Raw genomic sequence first — 16,238 nt, 5'->3', positions numbered from 1 at the left:
TGATCGACGGAATGAAATCTCGGAGAACACAGATTCCCTTACACATAATGATGATTCCTGCGATCGTATTGGCTTTTCTGTTCAGCTATGTACCGCTCGCCGGCATCGCGATTGCCTTTCAACGTTTCGTCCCAAACCGTGGACTTTTCGGCTCAGATTGGGTAGGACTGGATAATTTTCGCTATGTATTCAATATCCCTGATTTCGGTCAAGTGGTGTTCAACACAGTTTATATTGCCGTGCTGAAAATCGTGACAGGGCTCATTGTGCCGGTTGTGACCGCATTGTTGCTGAATGAGATGAGGATCAAGTTTTTCAAGCGATCGGTGCAGACTCTGATTTACCTTCCACATTTTCTCTCCTGGGTTATTCTAGGGGGCATTTTGATTGATGTATTGTCCATTAACACAGGTGTTGTAAACCAAATGATCGCATATTTAGGCTTTAAACCGATTTATTTTTTGGGAAACAACAATTGGTTCCCCATTACGGCCGTGTTGACGGATACCTGGAAGGAGTACGGCTTTGCCACTATTGTCTACCTGGCCGCCTTAACGAGCATCGATCCCGCTTTGTATGAAGCGTCTCAGGTCGACGGAGCTGGACGATGGAAACAAACGATGCACATAACGTTGCCTGGCATGGCCCCGATCATGATATTGCTTGCAGTGCTAAGCTTGGGTAACGTCTTGAACGCAGGATTCGAGCAAATCTTTATTTTGTATAGTCCACAAGTTTACGAATCTGGCGATATCATCGATACGCTTGTTTACCGCATCGGTTTTCTTGATGCTCAGTACAGCGTCTCCACTGCGGTAGGACTATTTAAATCAGTGATCAGTCTGGCTTTGATTATAATTTCATACCGTATGGCGTACAAGTTCGCCAATTACCGGATCTTCTAAGAAGGGGGAGGTTTCGCAGATGGTAGAATCCAACTCTTTCTCGAGAAGAGCATTTGTCGTATTCAATTACGCCTTCATGGGGTCGCTTGGCTTATTAAGCCTACTTCCCATCATTCATATTTGGGCTATATCGTTCAGCGGTTCGGGACCCGTGGAAGCCGGCGCGGTCAGTTTGTGGCCGATTGGCTTCAACACGGGCGCCTATAAGTTTATCTTGAGCGGTGACGCATTCCACCGCGCTTTCCTCGTATCGTTAGAAAGACTCGCGCTTGGCACCGTTATCGGTATGTTTGTCGTTATTTTGACAGCCTACCCGTTATCGAAGGAGCCGAACGCTTTCAGGCTGAGAAGCGTTTACGTCTGGTATTTGGTCGTTACGATGCTGATCGGGGGAGGACTTGTCCCACAATACATGACCTACCGCTCTTATGGCTTGCTGGACAGTATTTGGGTGCTAGTCTTACCGGGAGCGCTTGCGGTATATCATGTGATTCTAATGCTCAATTTCTTTCGAGGCTTGCCGAAAGCGTTAGAAGAAGCCGCACTCATAGACGGAGCCGGACAACTGACGGTGCTCCTTCGAATCTACTTGCCGCTGTCGCTGCCCGCATTGGCTACGATAGCCTTGTTTACAATGGTGAGCCATTGGAATAGTTGGTTCGACGGCCTGCTCTTTATGAACCGGACAGAGCACTATCCGCTCCAAACCTATTTGCAGACGATCGTAGTGAGACCGGATTTGTCACAATTGTCCAATATAGATGCCTTCCAGAACATATCGGAGCGAACCGTAAAGACCGCGCAGATTTTCCTCGGCATGATTCCGATCCTGCTCGTTTATCCTTTCTTGCAGCGATTCTTTATGCAAGGCATCGTGCTCGGCAGTGTCAAAGAATAGACGCATGATATAAAGGAAGGGATTTCGTATGTCGAACAAGTTACAACACAACCGGAAAAGCCAGATCGCCGAAAGCTTCGTTTTCGTAAACGAGGAGTGGCAAAAACTGCGTTTTGCCCCGGCGCATTCGCTGGTCTTGAGAAGCGCAACGCTTCCGACGGACGAGGGGTGCACGGTCTACGAGGAAGGTGACGATTTTGTCGTCAACGAAGAAGGAGGAGCCGTCAGACGTACGACGGGCAGCCGCATTCCCAATTGGGCCGAGCATGGAATGTACGGATTGACGACCTTCGATCATAACCGTTTTACGGATTATAGCAACAAAAGGTTTACTGTGTATGGAGATTACGACTACGAGGAGCCAAGCGATGTAAACGATCCGATTGGATATGTGTCTTTCAACAACGGCGCACCTCTAACCCGAGTGATCGAAAAGTTGAACAAAGGGGAGAAAGTTCGTTACATCGTATTCGGAGACAGCATCAGCTGCGGTGGAGAAGCAAGCCGGGACTCGCTTGCATATTACAGCTTGTTTGCGGATGCCCTTCGAGCGTTATATCCGACAGCTGAGATTGAAGTCGTCAATCGGTCCGTCGGAGGTGAGGGTAGCACGGGCGGACTGGCCAGACTGGAGAACGACGTGATCACGCTGCGTCCCGACCTGATCAGTATCGGATATGGTATGAACGATCAATGCAGGGGAGAATCGATCCGAAACGGAATACCGCCCGGAGAATTTGAGGAGAACATTCGGGAGATGGTAGAGAGAATTCAAGTCGAGACGATGGCCGATACGATCCTAATTACACCTTGCCTCTCCAATCCGGCATGGATTCATTCCAGCGGTGATCTCGCAATCTACGCGGACATCCTGAAGCGGATCGGGCGCGAACTCGGCGTCGGCGTCGCGGATGTTCACGAGTTATGGCAGCGAGAGCTGCGGGCCGGCAAATCGCATTCTAGCATGCTGCTCAACAACATCAATCATCCGAACGATTATGGCCACCGGATCTACTTCGAAGCGTTACGTCCATTTGTGGCAACTGGAGCTATGTAACCTTTTTTGTGCTGAGGAGGCATTCATATTGACGATCTGGGATCAGGCGGAACGATCCTCGCGATTTCGCCTTTATTCGCTTAAAGTAAACGGGTTAACTTCCCCACTCGGCATCGATAATGATGCCATCCGTCTGTCGTGGCAGTTGTCGAGCCAGGAACGGGGCTTTCTTCCGACAGCCGTTCAAGTTTGTGTTGCAGAGACCGAGCGTCAGTTGTTGGAGGGAGAATTTATCTGGACGAGCGGCAAGCTTCCGGGCTCCGCATGGTATGCGGACTACGGTGGAGCTCCATTGAAGGGGAACGTCCGGTATTGTTGGAATGTGGTTGCTTGGGATAGCGATGGTCGCTTTATGGATTCCGAGCCCGCTTGCTGGGACACCGGGCTCTATCCGGACGATTGGACGGCAGACTGGATCTGGAGCTCGCGAGAGGTCAAAGTAAACGATTTCGCTTACTTTCGCAAAGTTGTCGATATTCGTGATGAAGTCGCCTACGCCAAGCTCTTTGTCTCTGCACACAACGTGGTCCATGTGTATTTGGACGGCGAGAAGATCGGAGGCTACGGGTCGCCCGCCCCGACCAACCCGTGGAAACGCAAGTTGTACATGGCTTATGATGTGACTGCTAAGCTGAAACCGGGAGCCTGCTCCCTAGCGGCGGTTGCTCATTATCTAGGCGGCAGCGGCCAAAATTATGTCAACGGACTTCCGGGATTGAGGGCACAGCTCGAAATCGTGTACCGCGACGGGACACGGCATACATGCCAGACGGACGAAAGCTGGCAGGTGCTAGAGGAAATTCCTCATCAATGCGCAACGCCGTATCAGCAAAATCGCCGGTTGTCTGCGATCGAGGTCTATGATGCGGCCAAGATATCGCCGGACTGGAACCTGGCGAGCGGCACTTCCGGGACGTTTGGCCAAGCCGTACAGGCGAGAATCGGTCGGAAAGAGTGGCCGATGAAATGGCAGGAATTGCAGGAAGGAGGCATCGAGGAAGAGATTGCTCCTGTTTTGGCAGGTGAAGTCTCTTCTCGGTCGGAAGATGAAACGAAGCAAGTTTTTGATGTCGGAAAGATCGTATCGGGATGGCCGAGGATCACACTGAAAGGATACGCGGGAATAACCATCCGACTCCGTTATTCCGAGGCGTTGGAACAGGATGGATCGGTGAAGCGTTATGTCGCTAACGAGACGGCACAATTCTATTACGACGAGTACACGATGCGTGGAGAGGCACGCGAATGCTGGCAGCCGGATTTCTCTTACAAGGCGTTTCGTTACGTCGAGGTAACCGGCTATCCGGAGAAGCTGTTGCCAGGAGACAACCTGACTGTTGTATCCGCTCATACCGCGCTAGCGCAGGAGGGCCGTTTTCGCTGCTCCAACCCACTGTTGAACGATTTGTACGCGGTGGCCATTCAAACGCAAAAAAATAACGTGCTCGGCCAGGCAGTCGACTGTCCGCACCGGGAACAGGCGCAGTACTTGGCGGACACCGATTTGCAGGCGGAGCTGCTGCTGTACAATTTCGATGCTGCGAAGGCGTTGGAGAAGACGCTCGGCGATTTCGCGGACGCGCAGTTGACGAACGGGACGTTCCCTTTCGTAACGCCGACGAATTACGAAGAGCGGGAGCCAACCGGGTTCTGCGCTTTCTACAGCGAGAGTCCGGAAGGTCGGGGAATTCGCGGCGAGGAGCCCCGGCAGTACGATCCCGAGGGGCATTTGCAAATTCCGGAATGGGATACGCACTTCTGCACGCTGCTCTGGAAGGTTTATTACCAAAGCGGGGATGAGCGTCTGTTGTCGCGGCACTACGAGACGGCCAAGCGTCTCGCAGACTATTTCCTAGGAATCGCGGATGCGGAAACCGGTCTTATTCCGTTAGGCAAAGGCTGGCATATTAGCGATTGGCCTTATCCTTCGGTCGAGCAAAGCTCGGATTTTTTAACGGTACTGAATCTGAAGGTGCTTCAAGCGGTTAGAATCCTAGCTGCGATCGCCGGATTGCTGCATCGGCAAAAGGAGCAAGAAACTTACGCAGTAAAGGCGGACCACTTGGCGATGTGCATTCGTAAGGCGTTTTTTGACGAGGAAAAAGGATTGTATCGGGATTGCAGCGGCTCCGACAAGACGCACCAAGGCGTGAACGCGCTGGCTCTGGCTTACGATGTCGTCCCTGCTGAAAGGCGTTCAATGGCGATCGAAAGCGTGGCTGCCAAGCCATGGGAATGCAAAACGGTGCTGTCATTGCCGCTGCTTCGCGTCTTGTTCGAGAACCGCAAAGAAGAAGCAGCCTACCGGCTACTCACTCGCGAAGAATATCCGGGGTGGGGCTATATGATTTGCCAGGGGGCAACTACGCTGTGGGAAGGATGGGACGACATGGAGTCCCATTGCCACGCTTGGAACGGCTATCCCGGCCGTATGCTGCAGGAATATGTCGCTGGGATTGCGGCGACGGCACCGGGCTTCGCCGAAGTGTCTATCCGTCCCTACATGCCGGACGAATTGCTTTTTGCGGAAGCCACTGTGCCAACCGTTCGTGGGATGCTGTTGACTCGCTGGGAGAAGAAAGAGAACGGCGAAGCGAGCTTTTTCGTCAAAATCCCGCCTGGCGTAAGCGGGGTTGTGACAATTCCGAGCGCGCTCTGCAAGGCCAATAACGATATTCACGAAAACGGACGGTTGATCTGGCGCAGCGAAGGCGGAGCGGATGGAGCGGAAACGCCGAATGGCATCATAGATTGTTTCGGGACCGTTGACGGTGTTGTCATTCGTCTCGATTCGGGAGCCTACACATTTGAAATCCGCAGAAACTGAACAACAAAGTACTGTAATGACAAGGCAATATTATAGTCAGGTTTAGAATCGCTTACTACAATGTAATCAGGTACCGACCTACAGCTTGGGAGTGGTTGTCGAATGGTCTTGCATTCGGATTGGGCAGGTGCATCCTCAAATTGACAGGAGGAATCGTAATGGCCAATGATCACGACAAGGAAGCTGAAGTAGAAGGACAACCGGCTCTGATAATTAGCAGAAGGAAAATGCTCGCCGTTCTTGGAGCCGCGGGAGCGGCAGCGGCATTGGGAGGGCTCGGCTTTCCAATCAAAACGTTTGCTGCGACGACCAACGTGGCTAATGTCGACACGATTTCCGCTTTGCGAGCAGTTAGTAAGACGGATTATTCGGTAGCGATGGTGTACGGCTATTATGCAGCAGGCGATTGCCGTCATAGAGTGTACTACTACGATGCAGCGGATACGACTTCTTCCGATAACGGCGGCTCCGTTATTGTAGCTACCGACGGCGGGCGTTGGAAAATCGCTGGCCAGCGGTCATGGACCTGTAAGATGTTCGGCGCCAGGGAAGATGGCACAGACCAGGCGACTATTCTTGGCGTGGCGATTGCGGCGGCGCAGGCCGCTAATGTCCCCCTGGAGTGGGATGGGAATTTCAGCGTCTCCACACTCATTGTCCAAGGCGTTTCTGGCCACCATTGGATTGGTCGCGGCGGACTCATCGGCATCGCAGCGACTGCCAAGGATGCTATACTTCAGTTCATCAATGTGACTGATGTTACGATCAATGGACGCTTTACGATCGACGGGGGCTACAACACGAACTACACGTATGGTTTCCATGCCTACACCAATGGTGCCAGCCAATCCACGTCGCTCTACGATCTCACGAACGTCATTATCGTGAGATGCAAGACCGCTTGGGGGTTCGGAAATGGGTCTCGTCCGGATGACCTCTGTTCTGAGATTCATATCTGTGGCGGCTATACCTTCGGCTGCCCGCAGTATTTAAAAGCCATCGGTACGCAGACGGTTATCCAAATCTCAAGCGCTAATTGTATTTCCGGGTATGGGGCTGGCACCGGCTCGTGGACTTCACTTCCTGCAGTGTTAATTGAGTCTCAAGGCGCTACGGTTACGATATCTGGCGGTGAAATGATGTGCACCCAGATTACGCATGACTGTGCCTTCAAGCTGTCTGCTATCGCTGGAGCGACTGCAGGCAACCAATATGGCAGTATCACAGTATCAGGAGTCGTAGTTGAAGTCGCATCGGCGCTGTGCTTTACGAACAACAACTCTCTTTCCTCGCCGATCATGGGCGCGTTCACCTTTACTGGCAGCCGTTTTGTGCTTACGCAAGACATAAGCGGCGGTGCGATTCAAACAGACGCATCTTTTTCGGGCAAGATCGTCGTTATCGGAAACACTGGGTTTGCGCCTAACCCGCGAACGCAATGGAACGCCAACATCGGCAACTCTTCCTGCGCTGTCACCGTTGATTTGCAATCGTTCGGCATGAACTGCCTTCAAGGCTACGCGGGCATCAACGGCGGTACACCGGTTGTCATGGATGGCGACACACCTGTATGGTCAACGTACACCCCGACCGTTACGGCTCAAGTGGGCACGATTACAACTTTGGGTCCAGTTAGCGGTCGTTATCTCCGACGCGGCAAAACCATTTTAGTCCGAGCCGACATTCAAGTTACAACGAAAGGTACGGCAGCCAACGGGGTCTTAATCTCGCTACCCTTTGCATCGTCGTCAAATAGCTATATCGGAACAGCATACTCGTACAGTACTGCTAAGACAGGATCTGCGTCAATTGTCCCTTCGGTGTCCGGTACGACCTCGATAAATTGTTGGCAATACGATGGAACGACGTTTTTTGCAAACGGTTTAAAGCTCATCGCCGAAGTTGAATATGAACTTCCCTGATTCATAGCAACCCAGAATGGCAAATACAAACGGGCCGGATACCGCAAACGGCAAATGATGGCCAATGTTTATTGAGAAAGACTCTGCGAACATAACGCGGAGTTTTTTTTATTCGCCAGAATGAACGAGAAATTACCTATGCTCGAACGTTTCGAGTCAGGTTGAGGAGAGCTTACGTTGAACTTTCAGATGCCGGAAAGAGATTTCTATGAAACTGAACAATGAAGTACAGCAATGACAAGGCAATGTTATAGTCACACTTTCGGACGCTTACTACAATGAAATAGGGAATACGCAAGCGCTTTATCAAAACAATAATAGGGGAGGCATTTCTTTGAAAAAGAGCATCAGATCATTAGCGGTATTATTCGTCTTCGCGTTTTTATCGGTGGCCATTCTTGCTTGCAGCAAAAACAATTCGGCGGATACGCCTACGGCGACAGGCACGGCATCTCAGCCAGGCACGAATCAGACTGAAGAATCGAAGGTCTATACGGAAAACGGCTTGCCGAAGGATAAAGAAGTGACAATTAAAGTCGGCTTCTTTGAGAACGCATACGGCAGAGCGTGGTTTGATACCGCCGTGAAGTTGTTTACCGAGAAATACCCCAATGTCAAAATCGATATTACGTCGTCGCCTGATATCGGCAAACTTATCGATACGAGAATCGCCGCAAAAAACGACAATGATATGTTTGATTTGTTCTTCCCGGTAGCATCCGGCGCAGGAACGATGCAGCAAGTCATAGACGCCGGTAAACTTGAGCCTCTCGAAGAATTGTTTGACCGCGAATTGATCGGCGAACCGGGGAAAACGTTAAGATCGGTTTTGTCGCCGACCGTCGTGGAAAGTATGCGATCGACAACTTCGACCGGGACGGACGGTCATTCTTATAGTTTGCCGTTGGGATCGTATTCGGCCGGATTATTCTACAACGAAAACTTGTTTGACGAGAAAGGCTGGAACAAAAATCCGAAAACATGGGACGAGTTCGTCTCCCTGATGGAAACGATCAAGCAGGCTGGAATTATTCCCATCACGTTCCCTGGCGTTTATCCGGAGTATTTGACCAGTTTCACCTTTGATTTAATCCCGTTTGCCTTGGCCGATCAGCAAGGCAAGTTCCAGGAGTTTTCAGATCACTACAGAAGTTATGCTTTACCAACTTTTACAGATGAATTTACTAAAGAGGAATACAACCGCATCTATGAATTCGGGAAAAAAGGGTATTTCCCTGCCGGGGTAGCGGCACTTAATCATACGCAATCGCAAATGCAAGTGCTGCAAGGGAAGGCGGCGATGGTGTCATCTGGCGATTGGATCGGCACAGAAATGAAGGATGCGACGCCTGAAGGCTTTAAATGGGGATTCATGGGGGTGCCTGCAACCAACGAACCTAACGGCAAAATTTATGTGAAATCGGTGGCTGCCACGAACTCGATGGTCGTTTGGAAGAACAAACCTGAATTACAGAAGAAATGGGCAAAGGAGTTGCTGCTGTTCCTTTACAATTTCGATGTTATGAAGGAAATGGCCAAAGCGGGAATCTATCCGGCGCGCCTTGACTATGGCGACGATCCGTCTCGCGTGGCCGCGCTCGCTGCAGCGCCAGCCGCGATTGCAAAATATGCGACCAATAATAATGTCGTCTTCTACGGCCCTGAACGAAAAGTGGTTGTGACCAGCTCCGCGGCCACCCAAGCCTTGAAGACGATATCGGAGTCGGTGACCGGTTGGGCCACCGGGAAGAAAGAAGTGCTTCCTGCATTGGAGAAGGCCGAAGGATTCATGAAGAAGGCCTGGGACGAACAGAAAAAATAATTTGGGCACGAAATGTACTCGGAGAGAGCATTTGAACCTCTCCGAGTTCATTTATCGACAAGGAGGAACGACCATTGCATGCTAATCCTACATCCGGTATCGGCGATGCGGGCAAACAAGTCTGGTATAAGAAATCTGCGACGCAGAAAACCATTTTTGTTATCTTGGCGGTTGTGCCGAGCTACATCGCCTATTTACTCTTCGGCTTATACCCGAATGCGCTAGGTATTTATTATTCCGTATTGAAATGGGACGGATTTAACGAACCTGAATTTATCGGACTTCAAAACTATATCAGTTTATTTAAAGACGAGTACGTCTGGCGCGCTTTATACCATAATCTCCTTCTGGCTCTGACGATTCCGGTTTCAGTAATCATCCTGTCATTGCTCATCGCCTACTTGCTGAGCAACAGAAATTTTATCGAGAACGGCTTTTACAAGATCGTCTTCTTTTTCCCAAATGTGCTTTCCGCTATTGTGGTCAGCTTATTATGGGCGTTCATCTATGACGGAAGCAACGGCTTATTAAACGGGGTACTGAAATTGTTAGGAATTCCGGTCGGTGAATTGTATTGGCTCGGGGATGAACGTTTCGCTTTGTGGGCGCTCATACCGCCATCGGTGTGGGGCGGAGTCGGTTTTTACATGATCATTTTCATGAATGCAATGAAAGCTATACCCAAGTCCATCTACGAAGCGGCCATTCTGGAGGGCGCGAACCATTATGTGCGGCTGTTCAAGATCACGCTCCCTCTCATTATGGGCGTTGTTCGGGTATCCATGTTGTTTTTGATGCTCGGCATTTTCAAAGGGTTTGAAGGTATTCTGATTATGACAAACGGGGGACCGAGCGGATCAACCGATGTGATTGGCTTGTATATGTTCAACCTAGCCTTTGGCAGCGGTTATCACGATTACGGCTATGCCTCGGCGATCGGCATGTTTTTATTTGTGGTTATGATTGTTGCCAATAAAGCAATCGATAAATTTGTACCGAAGCACGATCTTGAATTCTAGTCACAAGCGCAGAAGGAAGGAATATCTCTGATGGAACAACAATCTTCACGGATGGATTTTGTGTGGCGCATCCTGCTGTTCGCATGCGCTTCTACCATTCTATTCCCGCTAATATGGGTTGTGTACCAGTCGCTCAAAACGAACATCGAGTTTTTTCAGGATATATGGGCGCTGCCGCAGCACTGGAAATGGAGCAATTATTCGAAAGCCTGGAACACTTATGATCTCGGCGGCACGATGCTCAATACGGTTTATTATGTAGGGGCGAGCCTGGTCTTGGGCACTTTCGTGCTCACATTAAACGCCTATGCTTTGACCCGAATCCAATTCCGTTTGAGAAAATTTATATGGGCGTCGCTCATGTTTTCTTTGTTTTTGCCCGGAATCAATGCGCTCGTGCCGACCTATATCCTCGTCAAAGATTTGCATATGCTCAACAGCCTGACGGCTCTTGTTATCATGGAGAGCTTTGGAGAAAATGTGTTTTTCCTTATGCTTTTGGGCGGGTTCATGTCTTCGTTTCCGAAAGAATTGGAGGAGAGTGCTTACATAGACGGCGCCTCTCTATTTCAGACGTTTTTGCGGGTCATTGTTCCTTTATCGACTCCGGGCATTGTAACGGTCGCCATCTTTAAATTTCTCGGACTGTATAACAACTTTCTGGGTCCTTTTATTTATTTGTCCGATCAGAAGAAATACACACTCGCCGTTGCCATTTATCAGGCGAATATAAGATTGCAATATAACGGGGACTGGGTCACTTTGTTCGCGGGCCTCACGATTTTGATGATCCCTTCCGTGTTACTTTATATCCTTTTTCAAAGGAGAATTATGGAAGGCTCTACTTTGGGGGCTATAAAGGGATAACCGAATAAGACAGGGATGAGTCAGGTCGAATTTCCCAATCAAGGAGGTACCCATGGTGCAACGGGATACATCAGTCCTCGATGACAGCTGGATGTCGATGTGGGATCATATCGGAGAGCTGCGGAAGCGGGTTTTGTACGCTCTGATTGTATTCGCCATAGCACTGATCGGCGGATTGTTCGGTGCGCAGCCGTTGTTCGAATACCTGGTCGAAGCGGCTCCGTCGAAGGACCTTGTGCTTAATGTGTTCTCTCCTTGGGACGCTATCGGACTCTTTATGAAATTCGCGCTGCTTATCTCTTTTGTCGTGACGATTCCGTTCATGTTTTACCAATTGTGGTCGTTCATAGGACCCGGCTTGACGAAGGGGGAGCGGCGGGCGACGATCCGGTATATCCCGGGGGCGCTGTTGATGTTCCTCGTCGGTCTGTCATTCGCGTATTTCGTTGTCTTTCCGATGGCTTACAAGTTTACGGAGCGGGTCGGGGAAAGCATGGGATTGGTTCAGACGTACGGAGTCACGCAATATTTTACATTCCTAGTGAACCTGCTGCTGCCCATTTCCTTGCTCTTTGAGCTTCCGCTCGTCATTCTTTTCCTGACGAGGATCGGCATACTGAGTCCTCATCTTCTGAAGAAAGTAAGACGCGGCGCTTGGTTCCTCATGATCCTGATCGGCGTGATGGTGACGCCGCCGGATGTTATCTCTGACCTCCTCGTGGCGGGTCCGCTGATCCTGCTATACGAAATCAGCGTTTTGCTTTCCATGTTCGCATACCGCAAGAAGCTTGCAGCACAGCTCGCGCGGGAAGCCGAACCGGGAATGACATCGTCCGGGCCTATATCGGGCCCAAAGGTTCGGAAAAAGCAAAAGGCAGACGAATGATCGCATTCGATCTGCCTCTTTTATTGAAGTTGTCGCTCAAACGACGTTCAAAGCGTTACTTTCGTTCCAGTTTTTCTATTACGCTCGCTCGCTTCCTTCAGACTTCGATTCCACCTGCGGGGCGTGCAAGACCTGAGAAGATTCCGACATCAATTCCTTCGAACCGTTCTTAAATTCCCGTAGCGTTCTTCCGAAAGCTTTCCCCAATTCCGGCAGCTTGGAAGGACCGAAGAGCAGCAGAGCAACCAAAACTAATACAATAATTCCTGTGGTTCCGATTCCCGCCATAGGATCATTCTCCTCGCGTATGAAAATGAAGAGGCGGCACTGAAGCCAGCTTCTTAATGTCAGCTTAACTTTCGTGCCCAGGCAATACAAGATCATTCGGTTGCGATTGTGCTACTTTGTTGTCAAGATGCTTAGTTAAACTTTCGGCGAGCATTGAAGCGACTCAGTCGAATCCAACTGGAGTGCTCGGTCGTGATATTCCATATTGATTATATCAGTATTGAAATTTAACTATTGGACGTTAAAGGCAGCCAATCTTAGAATGGGAGTCGAATACAACAATTCGCATAGATGCGAGGAATCTACGCCATAGAAACGAGGCAAGCCTATGGAAACTAGCGACAACCCGGTCTGGGAATGGACGGCCCCTGACGAGATCGCTTTCCGGATCGGATCTCGTTCAGACGTGCCTGCCGGCTACGTGGAGGTCGGCATTAAAGCGATTGGCATTTGCAGCACGGACTTGCATATCGTCCGGGGAACATTGCGGACAGGCACGCCGCCATATCCGCTCGGACACGAACTGTCCGGAACGATTGTCAAAATCGGCTCGAACGTGTCCCAACGGTTGCTAGGCAAGCGCGTATGCATCGACCCGCTCGTAGGCTGCGGCAATTGTTCCGCATGCAAATCGGGCAACAAGCAGCTTTGTCCGAAAGCCGCTGAGATCGGCATTCATTTGCCCGGGGGGTGGCAGCGCTATCTCGCCGTGCCGGCGGACAACGTCTATGAAATCCCCGACGAGATCGGGGACGCGGAAGCAACGCAAATCGAGAACATTCATTGCTGTCTCGGCGGGATCGACAAGCTGGACATTCCTCTCGGTACGGCCGCCGCCGTATTCGGAGACGGTCCGTCCGGTCTCTACTTCGTTCAATTGCTGCGCGCCGCAGGAGCGGGAAAAATCGTCCTGATCGGCATGCGCCGTCACCGATTGGCGACAGGTAGAGATCTCGGGGCAGACGAGTCGTATGAGGCGTCGGAATCGGCGGCGAAGCTGGCGGACGACAGCTTTCCGATTGTGATCGACGCGGCCGGATCGGCCCAGTCGCTCGACGAAGCGGTGCGCGTCGCGGGCAAGGGCGGACAGCTGCTGCTGTACGGGCTGCCTGAAGGCAAGGTTCCTATCGATCTGCAAACCGTGATCATGAAGGACTTGCGTCTGCAAGGAACGACCAACGCTCCGCACGTATGGCCAAGAGTCATTGAGCTGCTACGCAGGAACGTCGTGCGTACCGCTCCTCTGATTACCCATACGTTCGAATATGCACAATTAGACAAGGCAGCTGCCCTCTCGCAACAAAGCAATGCGGATGCGATCAAAGTCATTGTAACTGTCACATGAATATGAACAATCGGGAGGCTTTCCCTTGAAAATCACAAAAGTAACTACTCGTCCTATTCGCATTCCTTTCCATAAAGGGGAGGTCTGGTCCAACGGCACCCGTTATGGCGCGCCATCCCTCATCGTGCAGATCGAGACCGATGAAGGCCTTGTTGGAATCGGCGAATCCGTCGGTCCGACAATTCCGGTTATACAAACCGTCGTCGAGAAGGAGTTCGCCCCTTTTGTCGTTGGAAGAGACCCGATGGAGCTTGAATCCATCCTGCAACAGCTAGAAGAATATAGTGTGAATTGGAAACAAATCGGTTATTACGGTCTCGCCGGCGTGGAGATGGCACTACTTGATCTGCGGGGCAAAATTCTTAATACCCCCTTGTATAATTTGCTTGGCGGGCTTTGCAAAAAAGAAGTGGCGTTTTCCGGCTACATTTTCATCGACACGCCGGAGCGGAATGTCAAGGAAGCGGTCAGCTTTGTGGAGCGCGGGTTCCTGGAACTGAAGCTGAAGGTCGGGCGCGATATCGACCAGGACGTAGAACGTCTGAAAGCCGTCCGTGAAGCCGTCGGGCCGAAAATCAAGATTCGTATTGATCCGAATCAGAACTGGAGCATTCCAACCGCTGTCAAAGCGATTCGCCGCATGGAGAAATACGATCTGCAGATGGTCGAGCAGCCGACCCCGTTCCACGATGTGGACGCTATGGCGGCCGTCGCCCGGGCTGTTGACGTCCCGATTACCGCGGATGAAGGCTGCGCTACATTGGAAGACGCGCTGCGGCTGATCGACAAACGCGCATGCGCCTGCTTCACGGTGTATCCGTCCGAAGCGGGAGGCATTCTCAAAGCGAAGCAGATCGCCGATTTAGCCAGCCACGCCGGCATATGGTGCATAACCGGCAGTTGGGCGGAAACGGGAATCGGCACGATGGGCAACGTTCACCTGATTGCGGCGAACCGCAACTTCCCGTTCGGCAACGACACGCATCTTGATTTCATGACCGGCGACGTATTAAAAACCCCGCTTCTCTTCAATCAAGGCAAGATCGCTGTGCCGGATCGTCCCGGACTCGGCATCGAGCTCGATCCGGGCAAGCTGGATGTTTACCGCGCGCCCGAGGAAAGAGAAATGGTGTTCTACGACAAGGAAGACCCGAATTTCCAGCCGAAAATCGGAAGAATCTTATAAGAATGACTCACAAATGACGGATCTCAACGACGGGGTGTTAACGAATGAAGATTGGAATAATCGGTTATGGCGGACGGATCCGCAACGTTGCTGAAGAATTGCTAAAAGCCGATCCCAATTGCCGAATAACTGCGATTTGCGATATCCGTAACGAAGAGATTCGGCAGTCCTTCGAGAGCGAAGGGAGAAGCGGTGTTGCTTTTTACGAAACGCCGGAGGAACTCGCCCGCTCGAACCCGGACAGTATCCTGATCGGTACCCGTTGTTCTTCTCATACGGATGTGGCACTGAAAATTTTCCCGAGCGGCATTCCCGTTTTCATGGAGAAGCCGGTGGCGACGACCTATGCCGATCTGCTGCGTCTGAAGGCCGGATACGAGCAGTATAGACCGCAGGTTCTCGTTTCATTTCCGCTAAGGGGCATTGTGCATATCCGTCTGGCCAAGGAAATCGTGGATTCCGGCAAAATCGGCGCCGTTGAGCATGTGCAGGCGGTTAATAATGTACCTTACGGGGACGTCTATTTTCAGCATTGGTACCGGGACAAGGTGGAAACGGGCGGGTTGTTCCTGCAGAAAGCGACTCACGATTTCGATTGCATCAATTACTTGCTTGGATTGAGGCCGACGGACATCTGCGCGATGACGTCGAAACGGGTGTTCAATGGGAGCAAGCCGGCTGGACTGACATGCCCCAATTGCAGCGAACGGAACGTATGCGAGGATAGTGCCCTCTTGAAGCGCAAGCAAGGGGAGTCGATTATCGGGGAACATTGCGTTTACGGGGAGGATGCAGGGAATGAGGACTCGGGCAGCGCCATTATCCGGTACGTGAACGGAATGCACGTTTCCTATTCCCAAAATTTTTATGTCAGAAAAAAAGCCGGCTCCCGCTCCTTCCGTCTGCTCGGCTATAAAGGCACGCTCGAGTTCGATTTGTACACCAGCGTGATCAAAGTTTACATGCACCATACGAACAGGGTAGAAACTTACGATATCAACCCCGGCACAGGGGGCCACCTGGGCGGAGACGCAGTGCTGGCCGAGCAGTTTATCGCCATGATGCGCGGGGAGCGGAGCGCTTTTTCTACGCTCGAAGACGGCATGCTGAGCGCCTTGATGTGTCTGCGCGCGAAGGAGTCTGCCGCTACGGACCGTTTTCAGAAGATCGAATGGTCGGACCATGTAGAGATAAAGTAATGGAAGAGAGGGATCGA

At 51.2% G+C, this 16,238-nt stretch carries 13 protein-coding genes; 12 read left to right on the top strand and 1 reads right to left on the bottom strand.

The window, feature by feature from the left end:
• Positions 1 to 11 precede the first annotated feature (11 nt).
• The 9 genes from ACFSR7_RS26745 to tatC all read left to right on the top strand — a co-directional run bounded on the left by ACFSR7_RS26745 (position 12) and on the right by tatC (position 12,203).
• Complete coding sequence (locus tag ACFSR7_RS26745; protein ID WP_378167182.1) at positions 12 to 905, top strand: ABC transporter permease; 894 nt, start codon at positions 12 to 14, stop codon at positions 903 to 905.
• A gap of 19 nt (positions 906 to 924) precedes the next feature.
• Complete coding sequence (locus ACFSR7_RS26740; RefSeq protein WP_378166929.1) at positions 925 to 1,803, top strand: carbohydrate ABC transporter permease; 879 nt, start codon at positions 925 to 927, stop codon at positions 1,801 to 1,803.
• Positions 1,804 to 1,831: 28 nt separating this feature from the next.
• Positions 1,832 to 2,860, top strand: coding sequence for an SGNH/GDSL hydrolase family protein (locus tag ACFSR7_RS26735; protein WP_378166927.1), 1,029 nt, complete (start codon positions 1,832 to 1,834; stop codon positions 2,858 to 2,860).
• Positions 2,802 to 5,687 carry a family 78 glycoside hydrolase catalytic domain gene (locus ACFSR7_RS26730; RefSeq protein WP_378167180.1) on the top strand — a complete coding sequence of 962 codons (2,886 nt, stop codon included), beginning with the start codon at positions 2,802 to 2,804 and terminating at the stop codon, positions 5,685 to 5,687. The genes ACFSR7_RS26735 and ACFSR7_RS26730 overlap by 59 nt, the downstream gene beginning before the upstream one ends.
• A gap of 158 nt (positions 5,688 to 5,845) precedes the next feature.
• Positions 5,846 to 7,609, top strand: coding sequence for a hypothetical protein (locus ACFSR7_RS26725; RefSeq protein ID WP_378166925.1), 1,764 nt, complete (start codon positions 5,846 to 5,848; stop codon positions 7,607 to 7,609).
• 334 nt (positions 7,610 to 7,943) lie between these two features.
• On the top strand, positions 7,944 to 9,431 hold the full coding sequence (locus tag ACFSR7_RS26720) for an extracellular solute-binding protein (RefSeq protein ID WP_378166923.1): 1,488 nt from the start codon (positions 7,944 to 7,946) through the stop codon (positions 9,429 to 9,431).
• Positions 9,432 to 9,505: 74 nt separating this feature from the next.
• Positions 9,506 to 10,450 (top strand): carbohydrate ABC transporter permease, encoded by a 945-nt coding sequence (locus ACFSR7_RS26715; protein WP_378166921.1) that lies wholly within the window; start codon positions 9,506 to 9,508, stop codon positions 10,448 to 10,450.
• A gap of 30 nt (positions 10,451 to 10,480) precedes the next feature.
• Entirely contained in the window at positions 10,481 to 11,317 is an 837-nt protein-coding gene (locus tag ACFSR7_RS26710; protein WP_378166919.1) for a carbohydrate ABC transporter permease, read from the top strand.
• 55 nt (positions 11,318 to 11,372) lie between these two features.
• Complete coding sequence (tatC, locus tag ACFSR7_RS26705; protein WP_378166917.1) at positions 11,373 to 12,203, top strand: twin-arginine translocase subunit TatC; 831 nt, start codon at positions 11,373 to 11,375, stop codon at positions 12,201 to 12,203.
• A gap of 78 nt (positions 12,204 to 12,281) precedes the next feature.
• Here tatC and ACFSR7_RS26700 read toward each other — a convergent pair whose 3' ends face one another.
• Positions 12,282 to 12,491 carry a twin-arginine translocase TatA/TatE family subunit gene (locus ACFSR7_RS26700; RefSeq protein ID WP_378166915.1) on the bottom strand — a complete coding sequence of 70 codons (210 nt, stop codon included), beginning with the start codon at positions 12,489 to 12,491 and terminating at the stop codon, positions 12,282 to 12,284.
• 328 nt (positions 12,492 to 12,819) lie between these two features.
• Between ACFSR7_RS26700 and ACFSR7_RS26695 the strand changes: the two genes are divergently transcribed.
• Genes ACFSR7_RS26695 through ACFSR7_RS26685 form a run of 3 tightly spaced genes read left to right on the top strand, consistent with a single transcriptional unit; the run spans position 12,820 to position 16,221 of the window.
• Entirely contained in the window at positions 12,820 to 13,836 is a 1,017-nt protein-coding gene (locus ACFSR7_RS26695; RefSeq protein ID WP_378166913.1) for an alcohol dehydrogenase catalytic domain-containing protein, read from the top strand.
• Positions 13,837 to 13,861: 25 nt separating this feature from the next.
• A complete protein-coding gene (locus tag ACFSR7_RS26690; RefSeq protein WP_378166911.1) occupies positions 13,862 to 15,022 on the top strand; it encodes a mandelate racemase/muconate lactonizing enzyme family protein in 1,161 nt (386 codons plus the stop codon).
• A 44-nt stretch (positions 15,023 to 15,066) separates the two neighbouring features.
• On the top strand, positions 15,067 to 16,221 hold the full coding sequence (locus ACFSR7_RS26685) for a Gfo/Idh/MocA family protein (RefSeq protein WP_378166909.1): 1,155 nt from the start codon (positions 15,067 to 15,069) through the stop codon (positions 16,219 to 16,221).
• Positions 16,222 to 16,238 lie beyond the last annotated feature (17 nt).

It is taken from the genome of Cohnella sp. GCM10020058, from assembly GCF_042683485.1.
Classification (GTDB): domain Bacteria; phylum Bacillota; class Bacilli; order Paenibacillales; family Paenibacillaceae; genus Cohnella.
The sequence above is the reverse complement of the archived record's forward strand: the minus strand, read 5'-3'. Positions and strand labels throughout refer to the sequence as shown.